Raw genomic sequence first — 24,215 nt, 5'->3', positions numbered from 1 at the left:
AATGAAAGATATGAAAACCACACTAATTTTTGCCCTTGCGCTATCAGCCACCGTAAGTTACGGTCAGCAAAAGCCAGCCGATCGGTATCAGCAATACCTTCCGATTATCACTGAGGGCTCTGCAGCACAGAAGGACTCTTTAGCTACCGCATTAGTGGGGGAAGCCAAGAGCTATAAAACGGAAGCCGAATACCGCTCCACGTTAAATATACTTCGCAATTTGGAACAGGATGCGAAAGTGCAAGACCTGGAAAAAATTGCCGTCAAGAAATTTCCGAAGGGTGCCATCACACGCGATGCGTTTATCCAGAACACATTTTACAAAGCCGAAACAACAGCGGCAAAAGAAAAGGCCTATAACGAACTGCTAAAAAAATGGCCGGTTAAAAACTTTCCCGACGAAGGGCTTACATACGATTATGCCATTGCAACACTGGCGCAAAGTTTCGCCAAAGATGGCAATGCAGCGAAAGCAACCCAATATCTCGAAACCATGCAGGAACGGTTCTGGCGAGGAAACGGGTACCTACCTGTCGCAACAACCTTATTGGCTCAGGGAGATACCACGAATGCGACTCCTCTACTCAAGGTGGCTATGGATGATGCATATTACTTTATATCCTTGCCAGAAGAACAGAAAGATAACAAAGCGAGGTTCGCCGCTATGGGTTATGCCAGTTCTATGTCAGCATACGTGGATATACTGGTAAACAGAGGGCAATATGCGCAGGCAGTGGAGCAGATCGAAAAGGCATTGGTGGTGGCACCGCAGCAAGCGGACGCCCTATCCACGGTGTACTATAAGTCATTAATCGGACTAGATCGTAAACTGGAAGCGTACAACATTCTTACGCGGCTTTACGCAAAAGGTCAATTTGGTGTAGAAGATCAGCTGAAGAAACTTTACGCCGATCTCAACGGATCCATGACGGGCTACGAGCGGTTCAACGCAAATCTAAAAGAAGAGCTGAAACAATCTATCCGTACACATATCAAAGAAATGGAAACGTTTAAACCTGCCCCAGCCTTCGAGCTATTGAATCTGAAAGGCGAAAAAGTCTCCCTGGCCAGCCTGAAGGGGAAGGTTGTGGTATTGGACTTTTGGGCAACCTGGTGCCAACCTTGTATCCGCTCGTTCCCAGGCATGCAGGCGGCACAGGCATCCTATGCGGCAGATCCGGATGTGGAATTCCTATTTATCAATACCTGGGAGCGCGACAAAGACTACAAAACGAAAGTTCCTGCCTTTATCGAAAAGAATAACTATCCCTTCGAAGTGTTATACGACGACCAGAAAGATCCGCAATCGGGCCAAAATATGGCGGCGCAGTACGGGGTGAAAGGTATTCCCGCCAAATTCATTATTGACAAGGAAGGAAATATCCGTTATTTTCTAACGGGGTCTTCGCCGAATGTAGATTACATCAAAATGGAAATGCACGAGCTGATTGAATCAGCAAAAAAACCGCATAAAGGTTAACACAGTACTCAGGTTTTTTAATAACACACAAGGGGTCAGTTCGTCGACGAACTGACCCCTTGTTGTTTAATAACGATGTTAGCACCAAATTGTACAAACATCACTCGTCCGTTGTATCTTCCCCCGCATATCTATCAATAATATGTTCTGTGGCCGCTTTTAGCGATCTACCGTATTCTATCGGGTGATGTCCCGGATATGTAAAAAACTCCACTTCATTATTAATTTTAGAATACCAAACCTTTCCTACATGCTCACGGTTCAACGTGTCCGGACGCGTAATTTTCTGAAAATGGATCAATTTATTTTTGTCGAGCCCAATAACTTGATAAGGCTGTCCTTTATCCTGACAATCCACCTCTACATAACGCTCCCCATTCCAGCACATACAATTCGCAGGCGTAAATATATTATAAACAACAAATAACACCGTCACGATAGCTAAACCGACCCCCACGTACAATAGTTTGTTATTTTTCGATTTTCTTTTTATTTCTATCGCCTTTAGCGGCGCCTTTTTATATTCCAGATTTTCAACCTGTTCCTGTTCAATAGCTTTTGGCCAATGGTCTTCCTTTTCAGTTCCATCTGTGCTAAGGGGCTCTGCAAATGAATCTCCGTATCTCGAACCTGTTGTCGAAGGATTTTCTTCTTCGTTATTCAAACTATCCGTGTATACATGTTCGTCCCAGTGGGAAGCTTTATAGGGGCGAGGTTTAAAGTCTATTAAAACCGCTAGCAACTTCACAATATTTTCGTCGGGTCTTCTCTGCGTATCACCACTTATAAAATTTCGCAGCGGACGTAGCTTGTCCAAATCAAAACCTTCTATAATCGCGGCGAGATCCTCTGTTGCCTGTTCACGATTAAAAAAACGCATAAACACGAGTTCATCATCTGGATTAAGCCCCTGTACGTAACACTTTAAGCACCACGACTTAAGTTCTCCTGGAGAAGGCCATGCCCTATCGAAATGGAGCTGCCCTTCGTTCTTTAAATCTAGGTAGGCGTTTCTCACCGCCGTTTGGAATTTTTCAAACATTATTACAAAAATAAATCAATCAGATTGTCGGAAATTACGGAAATCCGTAAACCGAACAAGCCTAAAACCAACGTAAAAACATCGGAAATTTCAGCAATGTGTCGGAATATTCGGAATGATTCCGGAAATGTCGGAAACATCGTAAAACATTGGCTTGTAGGGTTTTGTTAGTCATAAATTTGCTTTCGGAATCAGTTGAAACATCAACCAGTTCTTTCCAGGAAAGATACGAAAGAGATTCCGAAAAGAGAAGAAGTCGCGGTAGACATTAGCCGGTTTGGGAAGCAGTTATTGCCTCCCGCGACAGAAGCTCCCACTTCCCAAAAATTCAGAAGGCCTTCTGAAAACAATCGTAGCAATCCCGTGCACAGGGCACGAGGACCTACCAAGTTTTTGACTTTTAAATTTTTGAAAAATGTGGTATTTAATTTTAGCTCTATTATTTGGACAAGGAAATGATTCAGCACACAATGGTAATAAAGGCGGACAGCAGACTGTCCAGTCTGGCGATCACGGAGGAGAAACAGATACACCGCGTCCACCGCGCCCGTCGCAACCAAATAACCCATAATTTTTTGAAAGGCAGCATCCGCTGCCTTTTTGTTTTACCGATTATTCTTAATAATTTAGTGGAAACAAACCCTAGTGAAGTCATTACCTATATATATTGCTATTCTCGTTTTTATTTCTTGTTCAGAAAACCATCAGAATAAAACCTCGGTTACATATAATCCAGATACGGATAGCGCATATGAATACTTAGATCGAGGAATTTCGGATAGTGCTTTTTTTGCTTTCAATAAAGCGAAGGATGTCTATATAGAAGCAAATGACAGTTTGAATGTAGCAAACTGTCTAATAAACATGGCTATTACACAAAAAGACCAAGGCGATTACTTCGGCGCACAGGAAACTGCCTTGCAAGCAGTAGATTATCTAAGCAAAAATAACCCCAAACATCACATATACCTAAGTACGAACTATAACAATCTTGGGGCTGCGACGGGAAAACTCAATGATTTCGAACAGGCTTTAGTATTTTATAAATTAGCACTCCAATTTTCCCAAGATTCTTTGAATGGTCTAATCTATCAGAACAATATGGCGATTTGTTATCAGAATCTTAAAAATTACGACAAAGCCGTACAGATTTATGCGGATATCTATGATAAGGTTAAGGATAATCGGAAACAATATGCCCGCGTCTTATCAAATTTAGCCAGAACAAAATGGCTTGCTGACCCGACATACCCAGCCGCGGAAGAATTGCTGACATCGCTGGCTATCCGAAAAGAGGAAAACGATCTATGGGGGTTAAATGCCAGTTACGTCCATCTCGCAGACTATTACGCTGATGTACGCCCCGATTCCGCGCTATGGTATGCAAAAAAGATGTACGAAACCGCTCAGAAAATACAAAGTCCCGATGATCAAGTCCATGCATTAAGTAAACTCATTGAACTGAGTCCAGAAGGAAAGGCAAAGGAATATTTTCATACCTACCAGTTATTGACGGACAGCTTGCAACAAGCTCGAGCTGCAGCCAAGAATCAATTCGCACTAATACGTTACGAAGTAGAAAAAAACAAGGCCGATAATTTGCGATTACAGAAAGAAAATGCAGAAAAAATCAACAGGCTTACCCGTCAACGATTTTTTACCGGAAGCCTTGTGTTTTTATTGCTACTTTCCAGTGTAGGAGGCCGATTTTGGTATAAAAAGCGTAAGCAACGCCTAGAGCTAGAAGCACAGCATCAAATCAAAGCCAGCCAGCTCAAAACCTCACGTAAAGTTCACGATGTAGTAGCCAACGGCATCTACCGGGTGATGAGCGAAATAGAAAACAAAGAAAATATCGATCGGGAAGGAATTTTGGATAAACTGGAAGGTGTTTACCATAAATCCCGTGATATATCCTGTGAAGCCGAAGAATCCTTACCAGCCGAGCAGGCCTATGCCCGACAGATAACCGAACTTTTGACATCATTTGCCAATGAGCAACACAAAGTACTCATCGTAGGGAATGAAAGTCAACTTTGGGACGATGTGGACGAAAATATAAAAACCGAAATCAGCCATGTATTACAGGAGCTCATGGTCAATATGCGGAAACATAGTAACACAGATCAAGTGGTCATCCGTTTTGAGAAAATCGATGCACATTTAAAAATTTACTACAAAGACAACGGTGTTGGGATGAAAAATGTAAATTCTCAAGGAAATGGTTTAAAGAATACGGTTTCCCGTATGAAAAATATAAAAGGTCAAATTACTTTTGCTAGCGAACTGGGAAAAGGATTGAAAATAGAAATCGCTATTCCCATTTCCTAAAAGAAGATGCATATGTTTAAAAAAGTATTGATTGCAGAAGACCACGAAATAGCCAATATTTCTGTTCAGAAAACACTGCATGATTTAGGTATTCAAGACACAAAATATGTTTACTACTGTGACCATGCATTAAACTGGATAAAAAAGGCATTGCACGAGGACGAACCCTATGATCTATTAATTACCGATCTCATTTTTGAGGATGACAATACACCACAGCAGATCACCCACGGCACACAACTCGTTAACGCGGTAAAACAAATACAGCCGGATTTAAAAATAATCGTACTTTCAGCCGAAGCACGCTCCAATATTATCGACGAGCTATTTAAACAGGAGACTATTGATGGCTATGTCCGTAAGGCACGTCGTGATGCACAACATCTAAAAGAAGCTTTACAAACTGTTTATAGCAATAGAACTTACTATTCACCGGAGGTTAAAGAGTCATTAAAGGAAAAACATAGCCATGAATTCACGGCCTTTGATGTTTATATTATTTCCCTATTGGCAGAAGGTGTGCCACAGAAAAACATTCCTTCCTATCTGGAAGAGAAGAATATGAAGCCTTCGGGGCTCAGTAGTGTCGAAAAAAGACTAGGCCTCATGCGTACAGTATTAGGTTTTTCAAAGAATGAACAACTCGTTGCCTATTGTAAAGATGTCGGCATTATTTAGCACACCGAAGTCTATCTTTGCACGATGAAGAACCGTTACATTTTTACCGTTTTATCGGTGCTGTTTTGTTATGTCTGTATAGCCTGTCAGAGCCAGTCAGATTACGTTTATAGTGTCAAAGGAGAAACCGGAGACGTCACTCGCGCACTCCATGAAAGCGAACCTTCGCGCGCAGAAAAAAACAAACGCTGGAAAAGAGGCTTTGCCTACGTGACTAAAGTTATCGATGGGGATACCTTCTGGGTAGACAACGGGACGGAGTCGTTCAAAGTACGATTCATCGGTATTGATGCTCCCGAAACAAGGAACTCCCGCTGGAAGAAGAAAGGATATTTTGCTTCCGAATCCAAAGAATACGTTCGGTCTAAAACAGAGTATCAATGGGTACGCCTGGAGTTCGATGTACAAGCTATGGATCGGTATAAGCGCAGGCTAGCCTATATTTATCTAGAAGACGGGACGTTTCTCAACGCCTCTTTGATCGAACAAGGGTACGCCGTAGTCGATACCTATCCACCCAATGTAAAATATGTTGAGCAGTTTATTGATCTGCAAAAACGAGCACGCGAGACGAAACAAGGATTGTGGAGAAAAGAGCCTGAATAATATTCCCAATTATTAATTCTAACCTGGAGACTGCTGAAATCGGCAGTCTCTTTTATTTTCTACAAAATCGTTGCTTTACTACGGGAAGCCGTAAAATCAAGACAGCTCAATGTTCTCTTTGGATTTTGTCAATAATTTTATGAATCCTATCTCGACATTGTCTTTATTGGTTTTCAGCTTGTCAACTATTATCGTTAACAGGTTATTTTCATCTACAAAATAACTTTCTTCATCAGAATTAATTACATCAGCCTCCAACATGAATACTACAGGTATTTCTTTAAAGCTTGTATATTTATCTTTCAGTTCCGCTAAGGAAATAAATTTTGGAGCGTATACTGCTTTAATCTTTATATAGATTTGACCCGAGTATGTTTGCGTTCCGATGACGGTATCTCCTTTGACTACGTTTATATTTTCTATTTGTTTAGGATTGATAAAACCAAGATGTTGTACAAATCTATAATTAACAAAATAGGCGGGTTGCGGTACCTAATATAGGAAAAATTTGACCATATATATTATCCACCTTTATGCAATGAATTACAGACGGACTTTTTTACAGGCATTGTTTCTGTTTTGCGAAGAAAGATATATCGATGTTCGGATAATATCCAAAAGTAAATCAATAGATGATATCAGTGTGTCAGCAGTAAGGTAAAATCTACCATGCCCAATACCACCAATCGGAAAGTACAAACAGTAACGAAGAGTATCAAGAATTTGAAGAACTGCACGTACTCTACCACCAGGCTATCTCTTTTATCTCCGAAAAGAGGAAATGATATATCAGCTCAGCAAATTGGAAAATCGCTACAATCAAGAGATTGCAGCGTATCTGTCCATATCACCAAATACTGTACGTGATTACAGTTGAATTTGACTACAATGCAGAAAATGTTGATGCTGCTGTTGAGAGACAATTTGGAGGTGTCGATGACATTAACCAATTGATGTGGATTTTAAAATAATTTGTATCTTTAAGGATAGGAAGGTGTCTGTGCTATACGGACACCTTTTTAGTTTAACAACGTGATCATGGATAATAGAAGAGATTTTATCAAAAAAGCCGGTTTGCTTGCAGGCACTTTCGGATTATTTCAGTCATTGCCCCAATCTATTCAAGCAGCACTACGGATAGACCCTGCCGATGGATCAACCTACCTGGACGCAGAGCACATTGTTATGGTTATGCAGGAGAACCGTTCCTTTGACCACAGCTTCGGTACTTTAAGGGGAGTACGCGGTTTTAATGATCCTCGCGCTTTACGTTTGCAAAGTGGACGTCCCGTATGGTTGCAGTCCTATAAAAATGGAGATACCTATGCACCGTTCCGCTTGGATATTAAAAATTCCAATGCAGCATGGACACGCGACCTTCCTCATTCCTGGGAAAATCAGATCGGCGCGTGGAATAATGGAAACTTTGACAATTGGTTGGAATCTAAACGCTCTGGCAACAAAATATACCGGGACATCCCGCTGACCTTAGGTTACTACACGCGTGAAGATATTCCTTTCTATTACGCCTTTGCTGATGCTTTTACGATTTGCGATCAACATTTTTGCTCTTCCATCACGGGGACAACGACAAACCGCCACTACTTCTGGACCGGAAAATGTATCCCTGAAAAAGGCGCCAAACCTTTGGTGCGTAATTCCGATGTTTATTTCAGCAGAGAGGCTTCCTGGCGAACATTTCCTGAATTATTGGAAAAAAACAATATTAGCTGGAAAATCTATCAAAATGAAATTAGTCTTCAAAATGAATTATCCGGAGATGCGGAAAGCTGGTTGGGCAACTTCACAGATAATAATTTAGAGTGGTATTCACAGTACCACGTACGTTATAAGAAAAGCCATGTGGATTTCTATAACAAACGTGTCCAGGAACTTCCTAATGAAATCCAGCAGCTAAAAAGAGATTTAGGCACTAAAAATGATCAAAAACTTAAGCATAAGATACAACAGAAGGAACAGCAGTTAGAAAGCTATCAAAATGAACTGAAAACGTACAATACAACAAATTTTGAAAAGCTGGATAGCTTTAGCAAGTCTTTACATCTACGGGCTTTTCAGACTAATGAAGGCGACCCCTATTATCACCAAACGGAAGAGGTAGAAGTAGACAACATGATCATTACCGTCCCTAAAGGCGATGTCTTGCACCAGTTTCGTGAGGATGTTAAAAACGGCCAGCTTCCTACGGTGTCCTGGCTATGCGCACCTCAGAATTTCTCAGACCACCCCAGTGCTCCGATGTATGGAGCTTGGTATGTATCTGAAATTCTGAATATCCTCACCAAGGATCCCGAAATATGGAAAAAAACAATATTCATCTTAAACTATGATGAAAACGATGGATATTTTGATCATATTCCACCTTTTGTTGCTCCTAAACCTGGAGACATAGGGACTGGAAAAACCAGTGACGATTTGGATTACAGCAGTGAATATGTCACAAGAGAACAGGAATTGGAATACGGTATAGGAGAAAAAAACGCTACAGAAGGTCCTGTAGGTCTGGGTTACCGCGTTCCGCTTATCATTGCCTCGCCCTGGTCACGTGGAGGGTGGGTTAATTCCGAAGTCTGTGACATCACATCAACCATACAATTTATGGAGCACTTTCTAAATAAAAAACACAACCTAAATATTCTGGAAGACAACATCAGCAGCTGGCGAAGAGCCATAACTGGCAATCTTTCCTCTGCCTTTAGACCATTTCAGCGAGGGAAGGAGAAGCTTCCTCCATTTATCAACAGAAACGAACAAGTAGCAGCGATCAATAAGGCCCGGGACAAGCCAGCACCCAATAAATTTACGCTATTAGACGCGGCTGCCATCGCCGCTATCAGCCAAGGGCAAAAAACTACCGCGCTCCCTCGACAGGAAAAAGGGACGAAACCTTCAAATGCGCTGTGTTACGAGTTATATGTAGATGAAGAAACTACAGCGAATCAGCTTACTTTACACTTTATTGCTTCCGATCAACTCTTTGCAGACAAAGCTTTAGGTGGAGCATTCAATGTATTTGCCTATGGTTATAATCATGAAAAATCGAATTGGTCCTTTGCTACGTCAGCTGGTAAAGAGATTGACTACCAATGGTCTCTAGATGACTTCTCGGGTAATGACTACGCGCTAGCCATACATGGGCCTAATGGTTATTATCGTTATTTTTCTGGTGAAAAGTATAAGCAGCCTATCGCTATTCGGCAACGTTATGATTTTCTTAAAGAAGAAATTGTTTTTGAAGTTACCAATAAACAGAACAGTGGCCTTTCACTAGAAATTTACGATTCTTATACCAAAAAAAGGAAACAGATCATATTTAAACCAAGCGATACAAAGATTATTAAAATAGGAACTAAAGCTAATAAACGCTGGTATGATTTAGCATTGACCATTCCTCAGACGTCGTTTATCCGTAGGTATAGCGGGCGTGTAGAAAATGGCAACGATAGTATCACCGATCCGTTAATGGGCGGAATCGTGTAGTTGCTGAACTCATAAAAGCTCAATGAATACCCCGAGGAGGCTGTTCAATATTACCAAAAGTTTCATGAAGATTCAATGAAAAATACTATATTCACTTTTTAAATAGTGCTATCAAGACAGATCTCACTTATAAACCTTAACATCGAAGCAGTGAAAAAACTGATCTATCTTTTTTTATTACTTATTACCACCAGTCCAAATTTAGTTTTTGGCCAAAAAACAGACGTTCCACTGTTAGGCGTTTGTGCGACAATGGATAAAGTTCCTTTAGTCCATAAACATGGATATACTTTTATTCAACCGACTGTTGCCGAAATATTGCAACCGCAAAAACCTGATAGTCTATATGAGGGGCATATCAATAAGATTGATTTTCCGCTGGATATGGTCGTTTGTAATGTTTTTATCCCCGGTTCCATCAAGACCACCGGGCCCGAAGTTAATGAGCAAAAAATTATGGCGTATGCCACCAGCGTATTTGAGCGAGCAGAAAAATCAAATATTCGGCTAATTGTTTTTGGTAGTGGCGCATCCCGCATGATCCCCGATGGGTTTGATAAAAATATCGCACGCAAGCAGTTTGTAGACATTTCCAGAACACTGGCCGTTCTTGCTGCGCAATATAATATCGTACTCTCGCTTGAAAGCCAGAATAAAGAAGAATGCAATTTTATCAATACTTTGCAAGAGGCCATTTTGATTGCCAAAGAAGTTGATCATCCGAATTTCCGTGTAACGGTAGATACCTACCATATGATGCGTGAAAATGAGCCAGCTGACCATATTATCGATGGAGGAAAATATATTTACCATTGCGATATAGGTGAGAAAGAAACACGTTCCGCTCCAGGGGTCAAAGGAGATGACTTTGTGCCTTACTTCCGTGCGCTTCAGCAAATTGGTTACAAGGGGATGATCGCATTGGAATGTCGGTTTACGGATTTGGAAACGGAACTTCCTTTAGCGAAAGAAACCATTGCCAAACAGTGGGAATTGGCGAAAAAGCTATAGCGTTTGTTTAGATATCAGTCCATGTTGTACCTAGTCTAATTGATACATTCTTAGCAGTATCGCTTCTCGCTCATGCCGCTCTGCTCCAAGTCTGCTATCATTTTATTAAAGCTGCTCAATAGCTTAGCTACCTCCGTCTTATGGCTGTTTAGGAAATAATAATAGTAACGGTCGCCAATAGGATATTTCCAACGGATATAGAATAGTTATTGAAGATTATAAGATCGTATACCATTTCGAGATAGTCCCAGCGAGTAATTCATATTTATTTACAGGATTTTATGTCCTTTTATTATTGATGGTAAGTACTTGATTCCTATGAATAGTTTTTTTTCGCAATATTAAATTATTCCTTATATTTGCAGTCATTCTTGATTTATTCATCTTTTAAATATCAAGGAATCATGACAGAGCAAATTTACATATCATCCCTTTCGCTCATTGCCTAAAAAGGCAGTCAAACCTCTTTTTTTTATAATTAAGCAATTGTGTAATGAACTTATGCAATGTTTGTCTGCCTGAAATTTCATTAGATTTTGCTGAGCGCTCCTAAAAGGGTACATCCTTCTACAAGGACGAATTGCAATCAAAAATTAAATTCAAAAAAACACAAACATTTCCAGATATAACCCAATCAGGTTATTCTGGAGTTTAATACATGCACCCACATGGGCAATTTAAGGACAAAAGATTTAAGTAAGATAGGATATCATAATGATCAGCTACGAAGTCTGGTTATTGGTGTAGTTTCCAAAAATTTCAAACATCACAGCAAGCAAGAAATACTTGATCTGTTGGTGGATATTAAGAACGATCCAGAAGCATTTTTGGATAATACATTGACAAGTAAAATAGCCGAGAAAATAATTGGCAAAGAAGAAGGAGCACCGTTTAAAGCTTACACGCTACGCGATGAACCCGTATGTGTTAAAACGTACGGTGGTAAGTTTATCGAACCGTCAGCCAAACAACAAATGGAACTTGCTAGCCTGTTGCCGGTAAGCTTGCAAGGGGCTTTAATGGCAGATGCGCATATGGGATTTGGCTTACCTATCGGTGGTGTCTTGGCTACAGATAACGCTGTGATCCCATACGCAGTAGGTATGGATATCGGATGCCGCATGGCACTTTCTATTATTGACGAGAGTGATAGTTTTATAAAAAGGTCTGCATACCAAATCAAGCAGGCACTAAAAAAACACACTCATTTTGGAATGGAAGGCGGGTTGGACATCAGGCAGGAGCATGAAGTTTTAGATAGTACCGTGTTCAACGAAATACCTTTTTTGAAACCCCTAAGAGGTAAAGCCGTAAGGCAATTGGGTACCTCCGGAAAAGGCAACCACTTTGTGGAATTTGGCGAAATAGAGATGCTGGCCGATAATGCCCTGGGGTTACCAGCTAGGAGATACCTGGCATTATTAACTCATTCAGGAAGCCGCGGTTTAGGCGCGGCTATCGCTAAACACTACACGAAACTTGCTATGGACACCTGTAAGTTGCCCAAGCATGCACAACAACTAGCCTGGTTGGATTTGAACAGCGAAGCAGGGCAGGAGTACTGGCTTGCGATGGCATTGGCCGGCGATTATGCGAAAGCCTGTCATGACCGTATCCATTCGAACCTATTAAAAGCTTTAGGGCTAAAAGCAATCTGTGTCGTGGAGAACCATCACAATTTTGCCTGGAAAGACAAATTGTCCGATGGTAAAGAAATGATCATACACCGTAAAGGCGCAACACCAGCGCATAAAGGCGAGCTGGGTATTATACCCGGTAGCATGACAACACCAGCTTACCTGGTGTCCGGCAAAGGAAACCACGATGCATTATATTCCGCATCGCACGGTGCAGGCCGCGCTATGAGCAGGCAAAAAGCTAAGGATAGCATGACGGTATCTGCCATGAAGAAGATGCTTATCAATGCCGATGTTACTTTAATCGGCGGGACAGTTGAAGAAAACCCCTTGGCATATAAGGATATCGACGCCGTCATGACTGCACAGCGCGATCTAGTTGATATCCAAGGTAAATTCTATCCACGTATTGTTAGAATGAATAAAGAGTAATGATGAAGAAAATTATGATACAAATTACATCAGGTAAGGGCCCGGTAGAATGTTGCCGGGTTGTCGCCTGTGTGCAAAGTTTAATTATGAAACAGGCCAAACAACAAGGCATTCAAATGCAGGTGCTTGAAAATAAGGCCGGCGAATTAAAGGGAACACTATTGTCTTCCACTATGATGCTTATAGGAAATAATCTGGATGACTTTTTAAAAGAATGGGTAGGGACGATACAATGGATCGCACAGAGCCCATTTCGTAGATACCACAAGCGTAAAAATTGGTTTGTGGGTGTTGCCGCCTTCGATGTGAAGACACTAATGCAATGGAATCCCAAAGATGTCAAGCTAGAAACCTGCCGATCATCGGGTCCCGGTGGGCAAAACGTAAATAAAGTTGAAACAGCCGTGCGCGGAATACACCTGCCATCAGGCTCACAAGTACTGGTTATGGATACACGCTCCCAGTTGGAGAACAAAAAACTTTGTTTAGCCAGATTGCAGGAAAAAGTATTGGTCTGGCAGGCAGAGCAACTAATGGAACAACAGCAAAACCAATGGCAAAATCATTATGAGTTGGCGCGTGGCAATGCCGTTAAAGTAATTAGACGCGATTTGTTTTGATTGTGGGAGGGATTCCCTGAAAACTCGCACGATGGCCAGATCAAGGGAAGCGAGATCTTTGTGCAGTCAAGAAAAGGCATATGGCCGGAAAAACAACAACATGAGCACGTGTATTCTGATTTACCGATTACAACATTGGAAATACAGCAAGTTTCGGATTTTCTACCTTAAAACGCGTTCCAATCTTTACAACAGATTTTAAAACTAGAAAACAATGCAAAGATTTAAAGACAAATTCGCTCTTATCACAGGCGGAACAAACGGAATGGGATTTGCCACAGCCCAACAGTTCATTAACATCCCTACTATTCCATTCAAAAGATTCGACGAACCTGTCGAAACAGCCAACGCCGTATTGTTTCTTGCATCACAAGAAGCCTCATACATTCACGGAACAGAATTAACAGTGGACGCAGGAATTTCGGTTATAAGATGATAGCGCAAAAGATACAAAATATAGATTGGCAAGCCATAACCGAAACAATGCACGCAAACGGTTATGCGGTTCTCCCCAACCTGTTATCAGACGAACAATGCGAAATGCTGAAATCGGAATACAATAACCCAAACGCTTACAGAAAAACGGTAGTAATGGAACGCCACCGTTTTGGTTTGGGCGAATATAAGTATTTCAGCTATCCGCTGCCCGACATTATTCAGCAAATCCGAACTAACATTTATCCGCACCTTGCACCGATAGCAAATGCGTGGTTTAGAGCGTTGAATATGGATAGGCAATTTCCGTTGGAACACGCAGAATTGTTACGACAATGCCACCAAAACGGACAGCAAAAAGCAACTGTTTTGATTTTGAAATACGGCAAAGGCGGTTTCAATACCTTACATCAGGATTTGTATGGCGAAGTTTATTTTCCGATACAGACCGTTTTGTTTTTGAATGAACCCGACCAAGATTTTACAGGCGGTGAATTTGTATTGACACAGCAAATTCCGAGAGCACAATCCAAAGCCATTGTATTGAAACCAAAAAAAGGCGATATGCTGATTTTTACAACGAATTTCAAACCCGCAAAAGGCACAAAAGGTTATTACCGGATAAATATGAAACACGGCGTAAGTGAAGTAAGAACAGGCGAACGCCACACATTAGGAATTATTTTCCACGATGCAGTTAGTTAGGAGATGATACAACATTCTGAAATTTTGGATAGTGAATTGAGAAACAAAATCCGAAAAAAGAAATCCGTTTAGGTGGTAACTGAAGTCGCTTCAACGGGTACCATTACGGTAGGGATGATGAGGAACTATCTCCGCTCTATCTTGAAGAGAATTGCCAGAATGGACGGATGAGAAGCAACGGAATGAACTATAGGCGTTGTTACCTTAAGATGGAAAGAATACAATAGTTCTTTTGAATTCGCCTTCGAAATAATGAGGCCCTTTAACTATTAAAGAAGTAACCAATGCATTTATTAAATTTGAAAGGATTTTTAAATATATTTCAAAGTAATGATCATTAGCTGATTCAAAAATTTTCAATATATACTATTAACGTAAGCAAAAAAATATAGATTAACTGTAATGATAGACAACATTAAAATCATAGAGAGCAAAATTCTTTCCGATAATTGGTACATTCTCAGGAAAATTACATACGAATATTTAAAGGACGACGGGACTACACAAACACAAAGTCGTGAAGCTTATGACAGGGGGAACGGTGCCACTATATTGCTTTACAATAAAGAGCAACAATTAGTAATCCTTACAAGACAATTTCGGATGCCAACATTCCTAAACGGTAACAGAACAGGAATGCTGATAGAGGCCTGTGCAGGATTGTTAGACGAGGACAATGCGGAAGATTGTATCAGACGTGAAACAGAAGAAGAAACGGGCTATCAGATAAAAGACGTGCGTAAGATTTTTGAAGCCTATATGTCTCCTGGATCCGTTACTGAAATACTACATTTCTTCATAGCGGAATACTCAATGGAAATGAAAATAAATGAAGGAGGAGGTCTTGAACAGGAAGAAGAAAATATTGAGGTACTGGAAATGCATATAAATGAAGCGATGAAGATGATTGAAATTGGAGAAATAAAAGATGCTAAAACAATTATGCTTCTTCAATATATTAAATTAAACAATATCCTGTGATACCAAAAAAAGCATTATATCACCTACGAAAGTTACAACATGCCTTAATTAGGTTACATCCGCTTTGATTTTTATTCAAGTTTTCAACGATCAGGATAAGGTAGTATGTCAATTGAGCAGATTAGTGATCGACTCGGTTTTGCCATGTCAGTTGTTTAAAGACGTTTTTATTTGGGCTTACAGCAGATTCGTTACGAAGATAGTTTTGATTTTGAAATTGAGCGGTTGAATGAAGAAGCAATGCAACAAAGGCAACGAATATAAATTTATTGACAACGATTACTAATTGAGGTCACTTCACGTTCTTTTTGTTAATAAGTTTGTTTTATATACGCGTATTCATTTTTGAACATAAAATTAGACATTAAAAAAAGACGGTATGAAATATGTATTCTTAATAACGAGTTTATTTCTCTCGGTGTTAGCCTTTGCACAGGATAACCAAGAACTACAGCAAATGGCTGATGCCGATCAACAACAGCGAATGGGGCAAAATATTGATTGGAAAGAATTGAATAAACAAGATAGCTTGAGACGAATAAAAGCACACGCTATCATTGATGCCGGTAACGTTAAAACTGCGAAAGATCATTATAATGTAGGGATTATTTTTCAGCACGGAAACGACACTATTGCTAGCCGAATAGCGGTTGAAAGTTTTAAAAAAGCTATCGAAATGGATAGTACTTTGAACAGATGGTGGTATGCAGCAGCAGTTGATCGAGATTTGATGAGAAAAGGAGAACCACAGATTTATGGTACACAGACTATTAACGACAGTTCTACCAACGGAAAATGGAAGCGTTACACCTTGAATCCGGATGCAGTTACTGATGAAGAAAGAAGATATTACGGTGTAGAAACTCTCGCGGAACAGGAGGAGAAAGAACGTTTGATGAATTTGACGCCTATTATTCAATACTACATGGATTCTAAATCAGTTGAAAAGACCATTGCTGTAATTAAAAGTGAGTTTAAAAAAGGTAAACAATCAACCTATAACGTAAGTGAGCAAATGATTAACGGTTTAGGATATATGTTGCTCAATCAAAATATGGATAAAGACGCCCTCGATATCTTCCAATTAAATACAGAATTGTATCCCGAAGCTTTTAATACTTACGACAGTTATGGAGAGACTCTACTGAAATTGGGTGAAAAAGAAGAAGCTATCAATGCATACAAAAAATCGTTAGAACTCAACCCCCAAAATGATAATGCTGCAAATGTCCTAAAAAAGATCTCGAGAAAGTAGATTTATCAAAAAAACAGAGAATTAAAATCCGCTAAATTAGCCAATGTAACCACTTCGGTACGTTTGCTGATTTGTGCCCGAACCTGTACTCTCATGTATTTTACCATAAAATTATTACTGATTCCCGATTCATCTGTATGGTGAAGTCCGTTTACATCTACATCCTTCGACATTCCGACGAGATATCTAGCCTGGAATAGCCCCTTAATCTGCAGGACCGGGTATTTTACATTGTCTTCTTTTGATTCGATAGGTATAGAATCCGGAATCTGTGCGATTGCATCACAGCAAAGTAGCATAAAGCAAAGCAACAGACTCTTTTTAAATAAAAAAAAGTCATATTGTTTATGTGTTTTACTTTAAGATTAATTCAGTCCTAAAAATTTGAATGGTGTTGATTCTTTGAAATTCGAATTTGCTTTTCCGTTGTAGGTTTGAAAATTGCTTAGATCCAGCTTCATTACTTTTCCCTTTTCTGTTAAATCAAATTCTTTAAGGTTGACCCAAAATGTATTGGGAGTAAAAACAGTTTCGAAGTAATAGACCATGTTTTTTTGGTCGGAAACAGAGCGCCATCTCGTAGAAGAAATATTAGGCTCTGTTTCTGAAGAGATTCCGTAAGGTACAGAACAGTTTCTGATTACGCTGAAAACGCTTGCTATAGCAGTTCTGGTATCTGCAGTTTTAGGAATGGCATCAATATAATAGGATGCTCTCACAAAACGATCTGCAGCACGATTCGTTCCCGGAAGCATCACGGTTCCAGGAATTCCTTTCCAGTAATTATTTAAAGCCAACTGTTCATCAAAAACAGGAGAATTGGTCATTACGGTATATTCTGGAGAGTGGTGAATGATAAGTTTTCCGTCAATATATTCCAAGACTGCACTGTCACCAGAAGCATCGGAAAGGGAAAGGTGAACGGTTGTAAATCTTTCAGTTCCGGGGATATAATCACTTACAATAACAAATTGTTCTTTACTAGCCTGTTCTACTGCTTCTTTTACGGTTGCAAAATTATCCAGAAAATATTGTGCCCATAAGGAAATGGCAATTCCTTTTTTTGTGCCTTTCGGATCAAATTTCGGGTATTGAGATTCTCCAAGCCATAAAAGGTTGGCAACCAGACCTTTTTCATTCATTCCGTCTGAGGAAGCAATATCCCAGGAAGTGCTTACGATACTTCCGTATTTGGATTTCCATTTTTCGGAAAGCGGGCCTACTTCTCCGGTTCTTTCAATTCCTTTTGGGAGAATCCACAAATTGGCAGGGATTTCATCGCGCCAATCCATGCTTCTGGCGGTAATTACATTTTGATTAGGGCCTTTGTAAACCACTCTGGTACATAGCACAGAATTTTTTGCCCAAAACAGACATATTGCCGTTAGTATTATTGCTAATTTCCTTTTCATATTTTTACGTTTTTTATGAATATATTGAACTCGATATGATCTTTTTTACTGTTTTACACAACGGATCTGATAGGCCGTGTTCATATCAGCCTGTCCGATATTTATTCCATAGCCTGCATCCCCAGCATTACCCGTTAAATGCAATTCACGATAGCCGCCGCTTGTCCCTGAAAGGATATAATTCCCTTCAGATCCTATAGTAGGGCCAGGCGTATTTTCATTGTGGTATGCACCTGCATATACACAAAATAAATAATCATGTCTGGATGCTCCCGGATTCCCCTGTATGCCAAAAAACATTCCTAGATTTGTACCAGAACCGCTGCCGTCAAAAGTATCTACGTAACGTGCTGGATCATATGCATTCATATTATGGGGATTGTCAGCGCCGTTCGGACCCGTGCGATCGATCAGCTGGCTAGCTTCTGCTTCAGTAGGCAACCTCCAAGTTCCAGCAGGAGCGACCAGTGCGCAAGGATCTCCAGCACTTCCGTTAATTGTGGGATCCGGTCCCTGATTGGTGCCGTCCAATAATTTTGGCAGTGTATAACCAGGAAACCAATAATTACCAAAGTCATTATCAGAAGCCGTAAATCCATATCTATTGTCTGCAGGATCATAAATCAGGTTTCCTCCAGACCATATTTCATTCCCAATATTAATTCCAGCTGCCTGCAACACAAATTCAAGATTGTATTTTATGCCATCCATGATTGTCAAGTTTGTTAAGGTCAATGGCTTTGATATTTCTCCGATCTGTAAATTTTCGATGGAGATTGTACCGCTGTTTGTATTGTTTGGGAATAGAAAGATCGGTGTAGAAATTACGATTTCTCCAGTCGTCGCACCAAAAACTATGGTTTTAGCAGCGGAAGTTGCTGTGGAGGGATAACTTAAACTGCCATTGCTCAAAGAAACGTTCACAGCTGAATAATTAGGGGATATGTTTGCCTGGCCGATTGCGCCAATCTCACCTATTGCCTCCGTATTTAAACTTACAGTGATTTCAGTAAACAGGTGTTTTAAAACCACATCTAATTGATTGATCTGACCTTGCAGCACTGTCAATTGCTGACTGAAATACATCAGATCTATATCGGGATCCTGTATTTCCAAATTAATGTTCGCCAAAGATTGATTGAAGTTGATCGTCGGAAGGGTATTATTTCCTGAGGCAACCGCGACAAATTGGTAAGTTCCGGGTTGAACAGTGATTTCAGGATTCTGACCTGCAGCATATGTATAATTCTGATGGGTTATATAATCCCCCGAGGTATTATAAACCGCAATGATGTATTGAGTGCCGAGGGGCAAAGGTGTACGCACCGGCGTTGCAGCTTTTAGATCCGCTTTTTTGGAAAGGGCAATATCTGGAGTTTTTTGATTTTCAGCAGGTTTTAAAGTCGCAACGAGATTGAATTCCTCTGTAAGACCAATAACCTGACTATGTTCTCTAGAAAAACTATCATTTGCACGGCCAGTATTTCCATTAGAAGAATTGAAAATTGTACTGGACAGGTTTATCCGCACAATTGTGTTTTCCTTTTCAGATTGAATCTGGTTTTCTTTAGCGCATGAAAAAAACAATAAAGTAACCACTATTAAAGAACTAGCTACTTTCCCCATAAGCATGTCTTGGATTCGATATGATCTCATAATTTTTTTTAATTAAATTAATTACCATTCGACATTCTGAGATTTGGTTTCTTCATTATGCTCCTGCTGCATAGTAGTTCCCTGAACAGTTGAACCTGCTGCAATATGATATTCTAGATGTAAAATTAAGCTTGAAACAAGCGGCTTTTCATACCTTTCCTTCTTTTTAATTTTCTCTGGTTTACCTTTGAAGATTTTCATGATAACGTGTTTTAGGTGTTATATAATAAATGAAATTAATTTCTGATTAAGTTATGTTCTGTAACCAGTTCAAAAAAAGAAGAATTAATGATTAGAAGAACGGTGTCTAAAAAATATAATTTTAAATTTAAAACTCAGTTTTATGAAAATTGTTTGGTTTATCGACAAAAAATTAAATTATTAACATTAAAATAACCCTGACTTAACGAGATGTACAATAGAATTGAGTGAACCGCTATTGTTGTAGTATATAACTCGTCCGTCATACTTTAGCTTAAAAATCCAAAGATAAAGCAATATTTTACGTAAGTTTGGTTATTGATTTAAGTTGTTCGACATGGTCCAAACATTTGCATTAAATTATAGACAAATACTTTTAATCGTTGCTATATCCTTTTTATTTCTTGGTAGCTGCTCGAAGGAATCTTTAGATCTGGAAGTTAACGAAGACGAATCCATTCTTCCGCACGAATATGAAATGGAGAGTTTAACGTATCTCTTGAAGGACGACGACAAAATTGATACATTGAAAATCAAAGGGGGGACAGAGGAATTTATTAATCCCGGTAACACGCTCATGGAAGTACAGCACGTCGAAACGTTTGATGATCTTGTCAAAACTTCTTTTTTTGAGGTAAATCTGAAAGATGGCGAATTACCCTCAGATTTAAATATCACTGGATTTAAGGTTAACGTGCCTGAGATATATTACGAAGATGGAACATTTTCCTATTATCCAGAACACTTTACAATAAGCGACAGGGAGCAACGTGAGCCATACACGCCTAACAGTACATTTACCTTCGACCTGAAAGTACCTGCACAATCTAAACTAATTTTTAGAAAATCTATTGATCGGCATGCCATAATATGTTCATTTAAGCTAGTCATACGTAACAAAACCACCGGCGAAAAATATAATGTGGAAGGAAAATGGCACGGTATACTTCGTTATTTTAACGAGAGCTTCTCAATTAATGAGGAAAAGCTATATTAATGACACGAACTATGTTAAAAAGCAAGAAGAATTCGCATTTTTATTTAGGGTTGATTTATACCCGTCCACATATCTGCTGTTCGATTTACATATCGCAAAAGCCTGCCGGAGGAGTTTGTTAGCGACCGCTACCAATGCAACCTTGGATGGCTTGCCACGAGCCTTCAACCGTTCGTAAGCCTCCTTACAGGTCTCGTTATAACGAATGGCGGACCATGAGGCTATATAGAGGAGCGAACGCAGGTTTGAATCACCGTTTCGACTGATTTTGCCCCTAATATTTATTGATGAACCGGATTGTTGGTAGCTGGGGTATATCCCAACAAATCGCGCCAGCTGTTTAGATGTCTCGAATTGGGAGAATCCACCGGTAGAGATTACAAGTGATGTCGCCAGTGAGATGCCTATCCCTTTAACGGAGGTCAGGGAAGCAATCTGTTGCTCGAAGGCGCTGGACGCAACATCGGCTATATCAGCATCGATTTCTTCAATCCTCGCCTTTAGAAAACGTAATGTCTTATCCAGAGACTTCAAGCTGGCCTTATCCTTTATCGGTAATGCTTGTAAGGATTCTTTCAAATTGGAGAGAGCGACCAGCTGTTTACGCAATTGCCTAGCAATGACTTTTTTTTGTTTTAGAATAAGTAAAGACTCTGCAGGGAACCGATAAACAGGCGGACACATTTTTTCTCCATAGAGTGAAATAAGTTTGGCGTCCACATCGTCTGTCTTGGTGACGGTCATCATCATTCTGGCAAAATGCTTTATCTGTTTGGGATTCACCTGGCTTACGGCAATCCCCGCCTTGCAAAGCATATAAAGCAAAAGCATCCCGTAATTCCCGGTTGCCTCCAATACGCAATGATGGCCTTCCTGTGAAAATGACTTCATAAAAAGGGCGACCCCTTTAGGATCATTAGGATAAGTCTTGGTCCGATAGCCTCCCGTGGGTAAGGGATAGGCCGTAACAAAAGTGCTCTTGGCAATGTCAATTCCGATAAACTTCATACATTTGTTTTAAGTAAATTAAAAGCAACATCTCGGTAACTATCGTCGTACACACAGGCTTTATGTCTAACGAACTATTCAGTATTGAGATGTAAACGCATGGGGACGGATCGTGTCACGCGGTGTCAAGCACCAACAGTTCATCGGTCTTAATCCATGCGTTTTTTATTACTTTACAAACGTACGACAGTTCAATTTTCTCACTCTTTCGAGGTTCAATCCAATCTATGAATCTGATATCTAAGTTTCTATTTTTTGAAAAACTCTTTTCTCGACACCTAAACCGCTGAAAAGGTAAACCTTTTTCATCAAAATATTATCTTTCTCCAATAAGTGATGAGAAAAATAAAAAAATCGATACAAAATTTCTATTTTTACAGTCTGTTAAGCTGTATCTAACATATTATCTGCGTCTTCACTAGAAAAGACGGACTCTAAAAAAGAGTGACTATGCATGGAACCTTCTGGTTGTTAATGCACAGATAATCATACCCATTTATTTCATAAGTATTTAACACACAATTGATCATAGGATCTATTGCCTCATCTGACTGCATGCATCCAATTTACAACAGGATGAGGGAAACACAAGGAATGTAATGAACAATAAACAGCTAATAAGCAGAGATATAGAGTTATTTTATAACAAAGCATCCGAAGAAACCCGGCTCGAAAAAGGAATGGGGATATTTGAATTTGAAAGGATTAAGGCACTCATAGAGAAATATATTGCTGTTTCACCTTCCAAAATAATTGATGTTGGTGGCGGTACCGGTAAATATTCGGAGTGGCTCGCTAAAAAAGGACACACGGTCCATTTGGTAGAGCCAGTTTCAAAACATATCAAAATTGCCCGAAGCAGAGCCAATAAACTGAAGAACAAATTTTCCGTACATCTGGGAGAATCTCGAAAATTGCCGTTTCCCAATAATTATGCAGACCTCGTTATACTGCACGGACCACTTTATCATCTTCAAAACAGGGAAGACCGATATTTAACCATCTGTGAGGCTAAACGAGTTTTGAAAAGCGGAGGAATTATATTGGGGTTTGCCATTAATTATACAGCATCAACGTTGGTTGGTCTGTTAAATGGCCTCATCCACAAGAAGTCATTTTTTGAAATGTGCAAAGAAGAATTGACAACCGGTAAGCATAACCCGCCTGATGATTACCCTTGGCTTTTAGCCGAAGCATTTTATCACAGACCCGAACAACTCAAAGATGAATTTATAAACCAAGGATTAACTCATCTCGATACTTATGCGGTTGAAGGCATGGTATGGTTGGATAAGAACTTTTTCACCAATATATCAGATCACAAAAAGAGAAAAACATTGTTGGCGCTTATTCAACTTACGGAAAAAGACAGTTATCTTCTATCCTTTAGTCCACATATGATGATAGCCGTTCAAGAAAAGTAAAGTTATGGAAAATAAAGAAAAATATTACGATTCATCGGTATTGATGCTCCCGAAACAAAAAACTCCCGCTGGAAGAAGAAAGGATACTTTGCTTCCCAATCCAAAGAATACGTTCGGTCTAAGACAGAGCATCAATGGGTACGCCGTAGTCGATACCTATCCACCCAATGTCAAATCTCTTTTATTTTCTACAAAATCGTTGCTTTACGGGAAGCCGTAAAATCAAAACCATTGGAGGCCATACATTTGTATTATTAACAATCACCAGATGACTAAATATGAATGATCATGGCATGGAAATTTAGACGACGTGTAAAGATTATCCCTGGAGTTCACTTGAATTTTAGTAAAAGCGGAATTTCTACATCCATTGGAGTAAAAGGAGCAAGTGTAACTTTGGGATCTTCCGGAGCCTACCTAAACACCAGTATACCCGGGCTAGGAATTTACAACAGAAGAAAGCTTTCCAACGGAGTAAAGAGCTCAGCATCAGCACCAGCTTTGCCACAGAATAATAGTTATCCATGTGAATCCCGCGGCAATATCTTTAGTGCGGATGTACATGAGATTACGAGTCAAGATATGCAGGGTATCAAAGAGGCGATTTTACTCGCCCGTCAGCAACGGGCAACCTTACACAGCGATTTGTTAGGAATACAAAATGCACTCCGTACTACCCTGCTAAAAAAGACATTAAGCTATCTACTGTTGTACGGCCTGATTAAACTCTCGGTCAACTTCATTTTCTTAATCAGTGACAATAACTGTGTTATCTAGCACTACATACGATTATTTATAATACA

At 39.8% G+C, this 24,215-nt stretch carries 23 protein-coding genes; 17 read left to right on the top strand and 6 right to left on the bottom strand.

The annotated features are described in order from the left end of the window. Positions 1-10: 10 nt before the first annotated feature. Positions 11-1,480: a TlpA family protein disulfide reductase gene (locus C5749_RS06300; RefSeq protein WP_181151298.1), complete on the top strand. Its 1,470-nt coding sequence runs from the start codon at positions 11-13 to the stop codon at positions 1,478-1,480. A gap of 100 nt (positions 1,481-1,580) precedes the next feature. Here C5749_RS06300 and C5749_RS06295 read toward each other — a convergent pair whose 3' ends face one another. Beyond that, a complete protein-coding gene (locus C5749_RS06295) occupies positions 1,581-2,522 on the bottom strand; it encodes a hypothetical protein (protein ID WP_105724026.1) in 942 nt (313 codons plus the stop codon). A gap of 415 nt (positions 2,523-2,937) precedes the next feature. Between C5749_RS06295 and C5749_RS19610 the strand changes: the two genes are divergently transcribed. From C5749_RS19610 to C5749_RS06235, 12 genes are all read left to right on the top strand, one after another. Next, entirely contained in the window at positions 2,938-3,093 is a 156-nt protein-coding gene (locus C5749_RS19610) for a hypothetical protein (protein WP_181151297.1), read from the top strand. 74 nt (positions 3,094-3,167) lie between these two features. Next, positions 3,168-4,853, top strand: coding sequence for a tetratricopeptide repeat-containing sensor histidine kinase (locus tag C5749_RS06285; RefSeq protein ID WP_245893640.1), 1,686 nt, complete (start codon positions 3,168-3,170; stop codon positions 4,851-4,853). Between the two features lie 12 nt (positions 4,854-4,865). Continuing rightward, on the top strand, positions 4,866-5,531 hold the full coding sequence (locus C5749_RS06280; protein ID WP_105724022.1) for a response regulator: 666 nt from the start codon (positions 4,866-4,868) through the stop codon (positions 5,529-5,531). 24 nt (positions 5,532-5,555) lie between these two features. Next, positions 5,556-6,137 (top strand): thermonuclease family protein, encoded by a 582-nt coding sequence (locus C5749_RS06275; RefSeq protein ID WP_105724020.1) that lies wholly within the window; start codon positions 5,556-5,558, stop codon positions 6,135-6,137. 1,038 nt (positions 6,138-7,175) lie between these two features. Further along, positions 7,176-9,638 carry a phosphocholine-specific phospholipase C gene (locus tag C5749_RS06270; protein ID WP_105724018.1) on the top strand — a complete coding sequence of 821 codons (2,463 nt, stop codon included), beginning with the start codon at positions 7,176-7,178 and terminating at the stop codon, positions 9,636-9,638. A 150-nt stretch (positions 9,639-9,788) separates the two neighbouring features. Then, positions 9,789-10,649 (top strand): sugar phosphate isomerase/epimerase family protein, encoded by an 861-nt coding sequence (locus C5749_RS06265; protein ID WP_146113705.1) that lies wholly within the window; start codon positions 9,789-9,791, stop codon positions 10,647-10,649. A 668-nt stretch (positions 10,650-11,317) separates the two neighbouring features. Next, on the top strand, positions 11,318-12,718 hold the full coding sequence (locus C5749_RS06260; protein WP_105724014.1) for an RtcB family protein: 1,401 nt from the start codon (positions 11,318-11,320) through the stop codon (positions 12,716-12,718). A 14-nt stretch (positions 12,719-12,732) separates the two neighbouring features. After that, on the top strand, positions 12,733-13,338 hold the full coding sequence (gene prfH, locus C5749_RS06255; protein WP_245893639.1) for a peptide chain release factor H: 606 nt from the start codon (positions 12,733-12,735) through the stop codon (positions 13,336-13,338). A gap of 214 nt (positions 13,339-13,552) precedes the next feature. Then, on the top strand, positions 13,553-13,774 hold the full coding sequence (locus tag C5749_RS19730; protein WP_219847908.1) for an SDR family oxidoreductase: 222 nt from the start codon (positions 13,553-13,555) through the stop codon (positions 13,772-13,774). Continuing rightward, on the top strand, positions 13,771-14,478 hold the full coding sequence (locus C5749_RS06245) for a 2OG-Fe(II) oxygenase (RefSeq protein WP_105724012.1): 708 nt from the start codon (positions 13,771-13,773) through the stop codon (positions 14,476-14,478). Before C5749_RS19730 ends, C5749_RS06245 begins: the two co-directional genes overlap by 4 nt. Positions 14,479-14,880: 402 nt before the next feature. Beyond that, positions 14,881-15,459, top strand: coding sequence for a GDP-mannose pyrophosphatase NudK (gene nudK / locus C5749_RS06240; protein WP_105724010.1), 579 nt, complete (start codon positions 14,881-14,883; stop codon positions 15,457-15,459). Between the two features lie 379 nt (positions 15,460-15,838). Then, a complete protein-coding gene (locus C5749_RS06235; RefSeq protein WP_105724008.1) occupies positions 15,839-16,714 on the top strand; it encodes a tetratricopeptide repeat protein in 876 nt (291 codons plus the stop codon). Between the two features lie 5 nt (positions 16,715-16,719). Here the strand turns inward: C5749_RS06235 and C5749_RS06230 are convergent, their stop codons facing one another. The 4 genes from C5749_RS06230 to C5749_RS06215 all read right to left on the bottom strand — a co-directional run bounded on the left by C5749_RS06230 (position 16,720) and on the right by C5749_RS06215 (position 19,983). Beyond that, complete coding sequence (locus C5749_RS06230; protein ID WP_219847907.1) at positions 16,720-17,013, bottom strand: hypothetical protein; 294 nt, start codon at positions 17,011-17,013, stop codon at positions 16,720-16,722. A 66-nt stretch (positions 17,014-17,079) separates the two neighbouring features. Next, on the bottom strand, positions 17,080-18,126 hold the full coding sequence (locus C5749_RS06225; RefSeq protein ID WP_105724006.1) for a linear amide C-N hydrolase: 1,047 nt from the start codon (positions 18,124-18,126) through the stop codon (positions 17,080-17,082). 45 nt (positions 18,127-18,171) lie between these two features. Then, complete coding sequence (locus C5749_RS06220; RefSeq protein WP_146113704.1) at positions 18,172-19,782, bottom strand: FimB/Mfa2 family fimbrial subunit; 1,611 nt, start codon at positions 19,780-19,782, stop codon at positions 18,172-18,174. A 21-nt stretch (positions 19,783-19,803) separates the two neighbouring features. Beyond that, complete coding sequence (locus C5749_RS06215; RefSeq protein ID WP_105724002.1) at positions 19,804-19,983, bottom strand: hypothetical protein; 180 nt, start codon at positions 19,981-19,983, stop codon at positions 19,804-19,806. 337 nt (positions 19,984-20,320) lie between these two features. Here C5749_RS06215 and C5749_RS06210 point away from each other — a divergent pair, with 337 nt between their 5' ends. Beyond that, the gene (locus C5749_RS06210; protein ID WP_105724000.1) at positions 20,321-20,980 is read left to right on the top strand and encodes a hypothetical protein; all 660 of its coding nucleotides are present in this window, start codon (positions 20,321-20,323) and stop codon (positions 20,978-20,980) included. Positions 20,981-20,989: 9 nt separating this feature from the next. On the opposite strand, the gene C5749_RS06205 is transcribed toward C5749_RS06210, so the two are convergent. After that, positions 20,990-21,988: an IS110 family RNA-guided transposase gene (locus C5749_RS06205; protein WP_105723998.1), complete on the bottom strand. Its 999-nt coding sequence runs from the start codon at positions 21,986-21,988 to the stop codon at positions 20,990-20,992. A 599-nt stretch (positions 21,989-22,587) separates the two neighbouring features. On the opposite strand from C5749_RS06205, the gene C5749_RS06200 reads away from it, so the two are divergent. From C5749_RS06200 to C5749_RS06190, 3 genes are all read left to right on the top strand, one after another. Next, positions 22,588-23,412 carry a class I SAM-dependent methyltransferase gene (locus tag C5749_RS06200; RefSeq protein ID WP_105723997.1) on the top strand — a complete coding sequence of 275 codons (825 nt, stop codon included), beginning with the start codon at positions 22,588-22,590 and terminating at the stop codon, positions 23,410-23,412. A gap of 4 nt (positions 23,413-23,416) precedes the next feature. Further along, entirely contained in the window at positions 23,417-23,632 is a 216-nt protein-coding gene (locus tag C5749_RS06195; protein ID WP_105723995.1) for a hypothetical protein, read from the top strand. A 68-nt stretch (positions 23,633-23,700) separates the two neighbouring features. Continuing rightward, positions 23,701-24,189, top strand: a complete 489-nt coding sequence (locus C5749_RS06190) for a DUF4236 domain-containing protein (protein WP_105725267.1) — start codon at positions 23,701-23,703, stop codon at positions 24,187-24,189. Positions 24,190-24,215: the final 26 nt, after the last annotated feature.

Origin of the sequence: Sphingobacterium gobiense (assembly GCF_002980575.1) — a bacterium.
Taxonomy (GTDB): domain Bacteria; phylum Bacteroidota; class Bacteroidia; order Sphingobacteriales; family Sphingobacteriaceae; genus Sphingobacterium; species Sphingobacterium gobiense.
The sequence above is the reverse complement of the archived record's forward strand: the minus strand, read 5'-3'. Positions and strand labels throughout refer to the sequence as shown.